Annotated in this window: 1 protein-coding gene; it reads left to right on the top strand. The window is 70.9% G+C overall.

What is annotated here, in order from left to right; translation table 11 throughout:
- Positions 1 to 14: 14 nt before the first annotated feature.
- Entirely contained in the window at positions 15 to 13,973 is a 13,959-nt protein-coding gene (locus tag ABNQ38_RS06465; RefSeq protein ID WP_377806470.1) for an autotransporter-associated beta strand repeat-containing protein, read from the top strand.
- Positions 13,974 to 14,090: the final 117 nt, after the last annotated feature.

Here is a 14,090-nt window from a genome sequence, read left to right as displayed (position 1 = left end):
GCATCGGCAGCACCGTGTCGATCCAAGTCACCTTCTCCGAAACGGTGACGGTCACCGGCACGCCGAGGCTGACGCTGGAAACCGGAACCACCGACCGGACGATCAGTTACGTCAGTGGAACGGGCACCAACACGCTGACCTTCACCTATACGATACAGGCCGGCGACACGTCAGCCGATCTCGATTACCTGTCCACCTCCGCCCTGGCGCTGAACGGCGGAACGATCAGGGACGCGGCCGGCAATGACGCGATGCTGACCCTGCCGGCGACCGGCAGTGGATCGTCGCTGGGCGGATCGAAGGCTATCGTCATCGATACCGCTCCCAGGATCACCTCGGCCACCTACAACGCCAGCACCAACCAGCTGGTGGTGACGGGCACCAACATCACCGACGGCGATACCATCGACGTCACCAAGCTCACCCTGGCCGGAGAAGGCAACAACAGCTATACGCTGACCGGCAATTCCACCGTCACCTCCGCCTCCGCCTCCAACGTCTTCACCATCACGCTGGGGGCGACCGACCAAGCGTTTGTCGAAGGGCTGCTGAACAAGGACGGGACCAGCTCCCAGGGGGCGACCACCTACAATCTGGAGGCGGCGGCCAACTGGGACAGCACGCAGTCGGCGCCGGCCGACACCACCGGCAACGGCGTCACCGTCTCCAGTACCCAGAAGCCGACCATCACGGCCGTCACCTACGATTCGACCAGCGGCGTGCTGACCGTGACCGGCACCAACCTGGTGCATCAGTCGGGGGCGGCGAACGACATCGACTTGACAAAGCTGACCATCACCGGCCAGGGCAACGGCACCGCCTCGCTGACCGGCGCGGTGGAGATCACCGGCGCCACCGGCTTCACCGTGACGCTGAGCGGATCGACCAAGACCAGCGTGGACGCCCTGCTGAACAAGAGCGGCACCAGCTCGACCGGCGGCACCACCTACAAATTCACTGCGGCCGACGACTGGAACGGCCCGATCTTCGGCGACATCTCGGATTCGACCGGCACCGGCATCACCGTCACCGCCAACGCCAACCCGGTCATCAGCAACCTGGACGGCGACACCAAAAGCTGGGGCGGGGTGGGCGGGACCGTGTTCCTCGACAGCTTCAGCGGCAACACGGGCATCGCCGGCGTCACCGATGCGGAGAACGACAGCGCCAATTGGAACAACGGTTCCCTGACCGTGAAACGCGCCACCGGCAGCGCATGGTCGGCGGACGTGTTCGATTTCAGCTCCATCTATTTCTCCGCCACCGCGACCACCGCGACGAGCGGAACGCTCCGCCACTACACCCAGGCCGTCGGAGACAGCTTCGCCAGCTACACCAACGCCAATGGCGTGCTGACGATCACGCTGAACAGCGCGGCGACCACGACCATGGTGTCGTCCCTGTTCAGTGGCATCAACTACCGCAACGACACGCCGGCCGGCGACGCGACGATCGGCTTTACTGTGACCGACGGACACGGCGGCAGCACCACCGCCAACGTGACGGTGACGACCGACTTCATCTACGTCACCGGCACGGGCGACGGCAGCACCATCGACGTGACCGACGGCGTCGGGCTGCGCGAGGCCATCGCCATCGCTACCGGGCAGACCGGCACCCAGACCATCGTTTTCGACAGCGGGCTGGCCGCCGGCACCATCACGCTGGGCTCCGACCTGGCGATCGGCGAGAACGTCACCTTCGACGCCGACGCCGCCAGCGGCCTGACCATCACCGGCAGCACGATCACCGTCGCGTCCGGCACAACCCTGACCCTGACCAACGGCGCCAGCGATACGCTGACCATCGCCAGCAAGGTCACTGGCAGCGGTGCGGTGACCAAGACCGGCGCCGGCACGGCGACGCTGAGCGGCGGCAACGACTACAGCGGCGCCACCACAGTCGGCGCCGGCACCCTGACGGTCAATGACGGCATCGGCGACAGCAGCGCGGTGACGGTGGCGAGCGGCGCCACGCTGAACCTGTCCGGCAGCGAGACCATCGGGTCGCTGACCGGCAGCGGCGCCGTCACGCTGGGCGGCAACACGCTGACCACCGGCGGCGACAACAGCAGCACCAGCTTCGACGGCATCGTCAGCGGCACCGGCGGCCTGTCCAAGGCCGGCAGCGGCACCCTGACCCTGACCGGCGCCAACAGCTACACCGGCACCACCACCGTCAGCGCCGGCACGCTGGAACTGAACAGCAGCGCCGGCACCGCGCTCGCCGACGGCAGCGCCGCGACGGTGGCGAGCGGCGCCACGCTGAAGCTGTCGGCGGCGACCGAGACCATCGGCGCGCTGAGCGGGGTCAGCGGCGCCACGCTGGCGCTGGGCGGCAACGCCCTCACCGTCAAGCAGTCGACCAACGGGACCTTCAGCGGCGCCATCACCGGCACCTCGTCGGGCAGCCTGATTCTGAACGCCGATGCCAACAGCACGAGCCTGACGCTGGACGGCACCGCCAACAGCACCGGCTTCGCCGGCGGCATCACCGTCACCAAGGGCTGGTTGATAGCGACCTCCGACAGCAATCTCGGCGCCGGCACCCTGACGCTGAACGGCGGCACCCTGCGGCTGAGCGGCGCCGTCGGCACCATCGACAACGCCATCGCTGTCGGCAGCAGCGGCGGCAGCATCAGCGTCGCCCCCAGCGGCAGCGTCACCCTGTCCGGCGCCATCAGCGGATCGGGCACCCTGACCAAGGCAGCCGGCGGCAACCTGACCCTGTCCGGCAACAACAGCAGCTTCAGCGGCGCCTTCACCATCAGCGCCGGCACGGTCACCGTCAGCAACGCCAACGCACTGGGCAGCACCGCCGGCGGCACCACGGTGGCGGACGGCGCCGCCCTCTCCCTGTCGGGCGGCATCACCATCGCCGAGAACCTGACCCTGTCGGGCAGCGGCGTGTCGTCGGGCGGCGCGCTGGTCAGCGCCAGCGGCACCAACACAGTCAGCGGCACCGTCACCATGGCGGCCGACACCACCGTCACCACCACCAGCAACCTCGCCCTGTCGGGCGTGGTCAGCGGCGGCTTCGCCCTGACCAAGGCGGGCAGCGGCACCCTGACCCTGTCGGGCGCCAACACCTACACCGGCGCCACCACCGTGTCGGCCGGCACGCTGGTCGCCGGGCACAACAACGCGCTCGGCGGCACCGCCGACGGCACCACGGTGGCGAGCGGCGCCACCCTGGCCGTCGCCAACGGCATCACGCTGGCGGAGAACCTCACCGTCTCCGGCACCGGCGTGTCGTCGGGCGGCGCCCTGCAAGTCACCAGCGGCAGCGCCACGGTCAGCGGCACCGTCGCCATGGGCGCCAACACCACCATCGGCGTGTCGGGCACCGGCCTGACCCTGTCGGGCGTGGTCAGCGGCACCGGCTTCAACCTGACCAAGACCGGCGGCGGAATGCTGACCCTGTCGGGCGACAATACCTATACGGGCGCCACCACCGTCAGCGCCGGCATCCTGTACATCACCCACGCCAACGCGCTGGGCACCGCCGCCGCCGGCACCAGCGTCGCCAGCGGCGCCACCCTGCGCATCGACACCGGTCTGACCATCGCCGAAAACCTGACGATCAGCGGCATCGGCGTGTCGTCCGGGATCGGTGCGGTAAAGGTCAACGGCGGAACGGCCACCATCACCGGCACCGTCACCCTGGGGGCGGACGCCAGCATCGGCTCCTACAACAGCGGCGATACGCTGACGATCAGCGGCACGGTGTCCGGCGCCTACAACCTGACCAAGGTCGGCGCCGGCACGGTGGTGCTGAGCGGAACCAACGACTACACCGGCACCACCACCGTCAGCAACGGCACCCTGTCGATCACAGGGTCCGGCAACATCAGCAGCGCCAGCATCACGCTGGACGGCGGCACGCTGGCCGCCACCGGCAGCGCCGTCACGCTGGCCAACGCCATCGCGCTGGGCAGCGGCCACGGCACCGTCAGCGTCGGCACCGGCAACGCGCTCACCCTGTCGGGCGTCATCAGCGGAGCCAACAACCTGACCAAGTCGGGCGCCGGCACGCTGACCCTGTCGGGCACCGGCACCTACACCGGCACCACCACGGTCGGCGCCGGCACGCTGGTCGTCACCGGCACCCTGAACGGCGCTTCTGCCGGCGCGGTCACGGTGGGTAGCGGCGGCACGCTGGCAGGCACGGGCACCGTCAATGGCGGCCTGACCGTGCAGTCGGGCGGCACGCTGTCGCCGGGCATCGCCGGCACCAACAACGGCGTCGGCACCCTGACCGTCAACGGCGGCCTGACCATCCAGTCCGGCGGTACCCTGGCAGTCGATCTGGCCAGCACCAGCAGCTACGATCAGGTGAACGTCACCGGGGCGGTGAACGTCAGCAGCGCCACCCTGACCGCCGGCGGCAGCTACACGCCGGTGAAGACGGCCAGCGGCGACAGCTTCGCCATCATCTCCAACGATGGCAGCGACGCCGTCACCGGCACCTTCACCGGGCTGACGTCGGGCGCCGCGCTGACCCTGAACAGCGGGTCGATCACCATCAGCTATGCCGCCGGCACCAACAGCAACGACGTCGTGCTGACCGGGCCGTCCAACCAGGCGCCGGTGCTGGGCGGCACCTTCACCTCCGCCGGCACGGTCGACGACAACGCCACCACCACGCCCTTCGCCAGCGTGACGGTGACCGATGCCGACGACAGCACCGGCACCTTCACCGTCACCATCACCTACACCGCGGCCAACGGCACGCTGTCGAGCGCCGGCGGCGGGCTGACCGGCACGGCCGGCAACTACACCCTGACCGCCACCACGCCGGGCGGGCTGCAGACCCTGCTGCAGGCGCTGGTCTTCACCCCCACCAACAACCAGGTGGTGCCCGGCACCACGGTGCAGACCACCTTCAGCCTGACCGCCAGCGACGGTATCGGCAGCAGCAGCGCCAACAGCAGCACGGTGGTCACCGCCAGCTCGATCAACGACGCGCCGAGCGACGTCGCCCTGTCCAACAGCTCGATCAGCATCTTCGAGGGCACCAACGGCGTGGTCGGCACCCTGTCGGCCACCGACGCCGACACCGGCCAGACCCTCACCTACACGCTGGTCAGCGGCACCGGCGACACCAACAACGCGCTGTTCAACATCGCCGGCACCTCGCTGCGGGCAAACGACGCCGCCACCCTGACCGGCGGGCAGAGCTATTCGGTCCGCGTCCGGGTCAGCGACGGCTCCGCCACCTACGAGAAGACCTTCAGCATCGGCGTGACCAACGACCTCGTGGTCGACGTCACCGCCATCGACAGCAGCGCGCCGGCCGGCACCTATGCGGCCGACAAGGCCGACGGCGGCGGCCTGGACCTGCGGGAAGCAATCGCGCTCGCCAACAACATGTCGGGCAACATCACCATCCGCTTCGCCAGCACGCTGAGCGGCACCATCACGCTGCCCGTCGCCCTGACGGTGCGCAGCGGCGTGACGCTGGCGATGGACAGCGACACCGACAGCCGGTCGATCACCATCACCGGCAACGGCTTCACGCTGGGCAGCAGCTTCGACGTCGGCGTCGGCGAAGGCGACACGCTGACGATCAACTCGACCCTGGCCGACAACGGCACCGACACCGCGGCCCTGACCAAGAGCGGCGCCGGCACGCTGGCGCTGGGCGGCACCAACAACACCGCCAGCGGCAACACCGGCATCAACACCATCACCGTCAGCGCCGGCACCCTGTCGGTGGCGGGCGACGCCAACCTGGGCACCGATGCGGTGACGATGGCCGGCGGCACCCTGGCCGTCACCGGCGCCACCACCATCGACAACGCCATCGCCCTGTCGTCCGACAGCAGCATCACCAACGCCAACGCCGTCACCCTGTCCGGCGCCATCACCGGCAGCGGCGGCCTGACCAAGCTGGACAGCGGCAAGCTGACTTTGAGCAATGCCGGCAACAGCTGGTCCGGCGGCATCACGCTGCGCGGCGAGGTGGAGCTGGGCGCCACCGGCACCATCGGCAGCGGCACCATCACGCTGAACGGCGGCACGCTGACCACCACGGCGTCCAGCCAGACGCTGACCAACGCCATCAATCTTTTCGGCAACGGCACGGTGAAGACCGCCAACGCCCTGACCCTGTCCGGCATCGTCAGCGGCAGCGGCAGCCTGACCAAGACCGGCGCCGGCACGGTGACCCTGTCGGGCAGCAACACCTACACCGGCGGCACCACCGTCAGCGCCGGCACCCTGAGGGCGTCGGGCGGCAGCGCCATCGGCGACAGCAGCGCCGTATCGGTCGGGGCAAGCGGCACGCTGAACCTGTCGGCCAACGAGACCATCGGATCGCTGAGCGGCTCCGGCGCGGTGACGCTGGGCAGCAATACCCTGACCGTCAGCCCGTCCAGCGGCAGCACGACCTTCTCCGGCGTGCTGTCCGGCACCGGCGGCCTGACCAAGACCGGCAGCGGCACGCTGACCCTGACGGGCGCCAACAGCTACACCGGTTCGACCACCGTTTCCGCCGGCACGCTGGCGGTGAGCGGCAGCGGCACCGTCGGCAACGACAGCGCGGTGACGGTGGCCACCGGCGCGACCCTGAGTTCGACTGCGGCCAGCCTGTCGCTGGGGTCGCTGGCGGGTGACGGCAGCGTCTCGATCGGCGCCAACACGCTGGAGGCCGGCAGCAACGACGCCAGCACCAGCTTCTCCGGCACCTTCAGCGGCTCCGGCGACTTCTACAAGCGGGGCACCGGCACCCTGACCCTGTCGGGCGCCAACAGCAGCAGCTTCACCGGCACCATGACGGTGCGGGACGGCGGCACGCTGAGCGTGGCCGGCGACGCCAACCTGGGCGCCGGCACGGTGACGCTGAACGGCGGCACGCTGACGGTGACCGGGGCGGGCACCATCGACAACGTCTTCGACACCGGGGTCAACGGCGCCACCATCGACACCGGCGTCGCCGTGACGCTGTCGGGCGCCATCGGCGGCAACGACGGCCTGACCAAGACCGGCAGCGGCACGCTGACCCTGTCGGGCACCAGCACCTACACCGGGCAGACCACGGTTTCCGCCGGCACGATCAGCATCGCCGCCGACGGCAATCTGGGAACCGGCGCGGTCAACCTGGCGGCCGGAAGCAAGCTGCAGGTCACGGGCGCGACCACCATCGACAACGCGGTCGCCCTGACCGGCGACGCCACGGTCCAGACCGACGCGGCCGTCACGATCAGCGGCAACATCACCGGCAACACCCGCACGCTGACCAAGTCGGGCAGCGGGACGCTGACGCTGTCCGGGACCAACAACACCTCCGGCTCCGGGGTCAGCGGGATCACGGTGACCACGGGAACCCTGGCGGTGGGGACGTCCGCCAGCCTGGGCCAGACGACGCTGACGCTGGACGGCGGCACGCTGGCCTCGACGACGGTCCTCAGCAGCGGAATCGCCGTCGCGCTCGGCAGCGGCGGCGGCACCGTCGACGTCTCGGCCGGCTCGGTCACGCTGACCGGCACCGTCTCCGGCAGCGGCGGACTGAGCATCGCCAGCACCAACGCCGGCAATGTCCTGGGGCTTTCGGGGACCAACACCTACACGGGCGGCACGACGCTGGGCAGCGGCATCCTGCAGTTCGGCAGCGACACCGCGGTGGGAACCGGGACGCTGACGATCAACGGCGGCAAGGTGCGCGGGTCGGGGTCCACCGCGCGGACGCTCGCCAACAACCTCGTGCTGGGCGGCACGATGACGATGTCCGGTTCGGCGGCGCTGACCTTCACCGGCACCGTGGATCTGGGCGGCACGACCCGGACGGTCAACAACACCACCACCGAGGCCCTGACCTTGAGCGGCGCGGTGTCGAACGGTTCGCTGACGGTGGCGAGCACCGGCACCGGCGCGCTGGTGCTGGGCGGGACCAACAGCATGACCGGCATCACGGTGTCGTCCGGCACGCTGTCGGTCGCCGACGCCGCCAGCCTGGGATCCGGCACGACGACCCTGTCGGGCGGCACCCTGTCGATCACCGGCGCCACCACCATCGCCAACGCCATCGCGGTGTCGTCGGGATCGACGATCAGCAACTCGGCCGCCGCGACGCTGTCGGGCGTGCTGTCGGGGTCGGGGGCGCTGACCAAGTCGGGCAGCGGCACCCTGACCCTGTCCGGGACCAACACCCACACGGGCGCCGTCACGGTGTCGGCGGGCACGCTGGCGGCGGCGGGCGGTTCGGCGATCGGCGATACCAGCGCGGTGACGGTGGCGACCGGCGCCACCCTGTCGCTGGGCAGCGGCAACGAGACCATCGGGTCGCTGACCGGAGCCGGCAACGTGGTGCTGAGCTACCGCCTGACGGTTGGCGGCGCCAACAGCGACACGACCTTCTCCGGCGTGATCTCCTCCACCAACAGCAGCGGCCTGACCAAGATCGGCAGCGGCACGCTGACCCTGACGGGCGCCAACAGCTACACCGGTTCGACCACCGTTTCCGCCGGCACGCTGGCGGTGAGCGGCAGCGGCACCGTCGGCAGCGACAGCGCGGTGACGGTGGCCACCGGCGCGACCCTGAGTTCGACTGCGGCCAGCCTGTCGCTGGGTTCGCTGGCGGGTGACGGCAGCGTCTCGATCGGCGCCAACACGCTGGAGGCCGGCAGCAACAACACCAGCACCGGCTTCTCCGGCACCTTCAGCGGCTCCGGCGACTTCTACAAGCGGGGCACCGGCACCCTGACCCTGTCGGGCACCAACAGCAGCAGCTTCACCGGCACCATGACGGTGCGGGACGGCGGCACGCTGAGCGTGGCCGGCGACGCCAACCTGGGCGCCGGCACGGTGACGCTGAACGGCGGCACGCTGACGGTGACCGGGGCGGGCACCATCGACAACGTCCTCGACACCGGGGTCAACGGCGCCACCATCGACACCGGCGTCGCCGTGACGCTGTCGGGTGCCATCGGCGGCAACGACGGCCTGACCAAGACCGGCAGCGGCACGCTGACCCTGTCGGGCACCAGCACCTACACCGGGCAGACCACCGTGTCGGTGGGCACCCTGCTGGTGACCGGGGCGCTCGGCGGCACCAGCGCCGTCTCGGTGGCGTCGGGGGCGACGCTGGGAGGCACCGGCTCGATCTTCGCCGCCAGTTCGTCCAACACGCTGACGGTCGCGTCCGGCGCCACCCTGGCGCCCGGCATCGCCGGGACCAACAACGGCATCGGCAGCCTGACCGTCAACGGCAACCTGTCGCTGAGCGGCACCCTGGCGGTCGAGATCGCCGGCACCACCACCGCCGGCACCGACTACGACCAGGTGATCGTCAGCGGCGGCGTCACGCTGTCCAGCGGCTCCAGCGCCGTCACCGTCATCCGGGTCAACGGTTTCGCCGCCGTCAACGCCGCCACCTACAGGGTGATCGACCAGACCGGCGTCGGAGCGGTGTCCAGCACCCTGTCGGGCCTGGCGCAGGGCGCCACGCTGAGCAGCAACAACGACCTCTACACGGTCGATTACGTCGGCGGCACCGGCAACGACCTCGTGCTGACCTCGCTGATCAACCCGACCGTCTCGTCGGTCAGCGCCAGCACCGCCGACGGCAGCTACAAGGCCGGCGACACCATCACGATCACCGTCACCTTCAACCGGGCGGTGACGGTGACCGGCACGCCGACGCTGGCGCTGGGCAACAACAGCCGGACCGCGACCTACGCCAGCGGGTCGGGCACCACCACGCTGAGCTTCACCTACATTGTGCAGGCCGGCGATACCTCCGCCGACCTCGACTACGCCTCCACCGCGGCACTGGCGCTGGGCGGCGGCACCATCGTCGACAGCTCCACCAACCTCGCCGCGATCCTGACGCTGGCGACGCCGGGGGCGGCCAACTCGCTGGGGGCCAACAAGGCGATCATCATCGACACCACGGCGCCCGGCGCGCCGAGCGCGGCCGATATGACCGCCGGCACCGACACCGGCACGTCCAACACCGACAACATCACCGGCAACGCCACCCCGACCTTCACCGGTACGGCGGAGCCGAACAGCACGGTCCGGCTGTACGACACCGACGGCACCACGCTGATCGGCACAGGCACGGCGGACGGCAGCGGCAACTGGTCGATCACGGTCTCCACCCTGACGCCGGGCAGCCATACCATCACCGCTAGGGCGACCGACACCGCCGGCAACACCTCGACCGCCTCGACCGGCCTGCCGATCACCATCGACACCACGGCGCCGGCCGCGCCGGGCACGCCGGTCCTGGCGACGGCCAGCGACACCGGCACGTCGAGCAGCGACGGCATCACCCGGACGGCCACCCCGACCGTCAGCGGCACGGCGGAGGCGGGATCCACGGTGACGCTGTACGACACCGACGGCACCACCGTGCTGGGTACGACGACCGCCGACGGCTCGGGCAACTGGTCGATCACGGTCTCCACCCTGACGCCGGGCAGCCATACCATCACCGCTAGGGCGACCGACACCGCCGGCAACACCTCCACCGCCTCGTCCGGCCTGTCGGTGACGGTCGACACCACGGCGCCGACGGTGTCGTCGGTGACCGCCTCGACCGCCAACGGCACCTACAAGGCCGGCGACACCGTGTCGATCCAGGTCGTCTTCTCCGAAGCGGTGACGGTGACCGGCACGCCGACCCTGGCGCTGGGCACCGGCCGGACCGCGACCTACGCCAGCGGGTCGGGCGGCACGACGCTGACCTTCACCTACGTCGTGCAGGCCGGCGACACCGCGTCGGACCTCGACTACGCCTCCACCGCGGCGCTGTCGGGCACCATCGCCGACATCGCCGGCAACAGCGCGACGCTGACCCTGCCGGCGACCGGCAGCGGATCGTCGCTGGCCGGGACCAAGGACATCGCCATCGACACCACGGCCCCGACGGTCACCGCCGTCTCGGCGGTGAACGGCACCTACCGGGCCGGCGAGACCATCGACGTCACCGTCACCTTCTCCGAAGCGGTCGCCGTCACCGGCACGCCGAGCTTCGGCATCACGCTGGACAACGGCACGGTGGTGCAGGCGGCCTACCTGTCGGGCTCGGGCGGCACGGCGCTGACCTTCCGCTACACCGTCGGCAGCAATCTGGTCGATGCCGACGGCATCGGCATCGGCGGCTCGATCAGCGGCGGCAGCATCGCCGATCTGGTCGGCAACAGCGCCATCCGCACGCTGAGCGGCATCGCCAGCATGGCGGGCGTGCGCATCGACAGCGTCCCTCCCACCGTCACCAACGTCACCTCCAGCACCGACAACGGCACCTACACCACCGGCCAGACCATCTCGATCCAGGTGACCTTCAGCGAGGCGGTCGCCGTCAGCGGCACGCCGACGTTGGCGTTGAACACCGGCCGGACCGCCGCCTACAGCAGCGGGGCCGGGACCAACACGCTGACCTTCACCTACACGGTGCAGGCCGGCGACACCGCCGCCGACCTGGACGCCGTCGGCACCTCGGCCCTGGCGGGATCGATCACGGACATCGCCGGCAACGCCGGCATCCTGACCCTGACGATGCCGAGCGACGTGCGGTCGCTGGGGCTGAACAAGGACATCGCCATCGACACCACGGCGCCGGCGATCCGCAGCGTCGTCGTGCCCAACGACGGCGTGTACGGCCTCGGCAAGACGCTGAGCTTCTACATCCAGGCCAGCGAGGTGGTGATCGTCAACGGCACCCCGACGATCACGCTGGACATCGGCGGCCAGACCCGCCAGGCGGTCTACAACGCCACGGCCAGCAGCGGGACGATCCTGCGCTTCGACTATGTGGTGCAGGCGGGCGACAGCGACGGCGACGGCATCGCCGTCACCGGGCTGAACCTCAACGGCGGCGGCATTGCCGACAAGGCCGGCCTCCCGCTGCCCACGGCGCTGACCGGCCTGCCGGGCCTGCAGAACGTCCTGGTCGACACCGTGGCGCCGGACACCCCCTCGGCCCCGGTGCTGGCGCCCGGGCAGGACACCGGCACCTCCGCCACCGACGGGGTGACCAACCTCAACCGCCCGACCCTGGGCGGCACGGCGGAAGCCGGGTCCACCGTCACCGTCCTGGTCGACGGCGTCGCGGTCGGCACCACCGTCGCCGGCTCCGACGGCAGCTGGAGCTTCACGCCGGCCACCCCGCTGGCCGATGGCACCCATGCCGTCACCAGCCAAGCGACCGACCGCGCCGGCAACAGCAGCGGCACCTCGGCGGCGCTGACGCTGACCGTCGACGCCACGGCGCCGGTGCTGTCGACCCCGGCGATCTCCGGCGTCGACAATTCGGCCAACGCCATCGCCACCAGCCGTCCGACCCTGACCGGAAGCGCCGATCCGAACAGCACGGTCACCGTCATCGTCGACGGCGTCGCCGTCGGCACGGCCACGACCGGCAGCGACGGCCGCTGGAGCTTCGCCGTCACCACCCCGCTGGCCGACGGCAGCCACAGCGTGGTCACCACCGCCACCGACCGCGCCGGCAACATCGGCCGCTCGGGCACGCTGAGCCTGACGGTCGACACCCAGGCCCCGACGGTGTCCGGCGGCACCAATCCGACGCTGAACGCCGGCGGCACGGCGACGCTGGGATCCGCGGTGTCGCTGTCGGACGCCAGTTCGCTGAACCGGGTGACGGTCACCCTGACCGACGCCCGCAGCGGCGACGAGCTGGTGATCGGCGCCCTGCCGGCCGGCATCACCGCGACCCGCGACGGCGCCGGCATCGTGCTGACCGGCGTGGCCTCGGCCGCCGACTATCAGGCGGCGGTGCGGGCGATCGGGCTGCGGTCGAGCGCCAGCGATCCGAGCTTCGCCGGCACGGCGACCAGCCGGTCGATCAGCATCCAGGCCCGCGACCTCGTCGGCAACAGCTCCGCCGCGACCACGGTGACGGTCGCGGTGGCCCGCGTCACGACGACGACCACATCCCCCACCAACACGACCAACACCCCGGTGACCAGCACGCCGGTCACCGGCAGCGGCAACGGTCCGTCGCAGTCCAGCAGCTCCGTGCTCGGTTCCTCGTCGAACGGTCCGTCCTCCAACGTTTCGTCGTCCAGCAGTGGGCTGGGCGGCACCGGCGGGTCCGGGCCGAGCCTGCCGGGCGGCAGCGGCAGCAGCGGCAGCGCCGGCATCCCCGGCAGCTCGTCCAGCACGGATGCCGGCCGGTCGGTGACGCTGGGCAGTGTCAGCGGCAGCTCGTCCAGCACGGATGCCGGCCGGTCGGTGACGCTGGGCAGCATCGGCGGCAGCTCGTCCAGCACGGATGCCGGCCGGTCGGTGACGCTCAACAGCATCGGCGGCGGCTCCTCCGGCTCCGGCAGCTCCAGCAGCGGACTGGGGGGAAGCAGCCTCGGTGGCGGTTTGGGCGGTGGCCTGGGCGGCCTCGGTGGCGGTCTTGGTGGCGGTCTGGGCAGCGGCATTGGCGGCGGCAGCCTGGGCGGCACGGGCCTTGGCGGCACCGGCACCGGCGGCACGCCCGGAGGGACCGGCACGGGAACCGGAAGCAACACGGGAACCGCCACCGGCGGCACCACGACCGGCACGGGCGGCACGACGCGCACCGGCACCAACGGCCAGGGCACTCCCGGCCAGACCGGCACCCAGAGCACCGGCCAGAACAACGGTCAGGGCCAGCTTCAGGGCCAAGGCCAGGACCGGGGGACCGGCCTCGGCACCGGGCAGGGCCGCGGCCCGACGGCCGGACAGCCGGGGAACCAGGGCCAACAGGGTCAGCAAGGCCAGGGTCAGCAAGGTCAGGGCCAGGGCGAGCAGCAGGGTCAGCCGCAAAACCAGGGCGCTCCCCAGGATGGCGGCGGCACCCCGGCGGACGGCAGCGGCCGGCCGGCGGAGCACGGAGCGGACACCCGCGCCGAGATCATGCCGGCCTCCCCCGGCTTCGCCCGTCAGGTCGCCCGTGCCCATGGCGGCCCGGCCGGCGCCGCCGATCTGCTGGCCGCACTCGCCAGCCACGTCCTGCCCGACAGCTGGGCCGCCTGACGGCAGCCCGGCTCCCCCATCCATCGTCCTCACCCAGGGGCCTTCCCGCCGCCTTTCTCATTCCCGCGTCGCTTTTCCCTCATCCAATCCTTTTCCGCCGAACGGAATTGCTCCCAC

The sequence above is a fragment of the Azospirillum sp. A29 genome (assembly GCF_042604625.1).
In the GTDB taxonomy this organism is placed as follows: domain Bacteria; phylum Pseudomonadota; class Alphaproteobacteria; order Azospirillales; family Azospirillaceae; genus Azospirillum; species Azospirillum palustre.
Note: the sequence above shows the minus strand (reverse complement) of the source record. Positions and strands in the feature narration are given on the sequence as shown.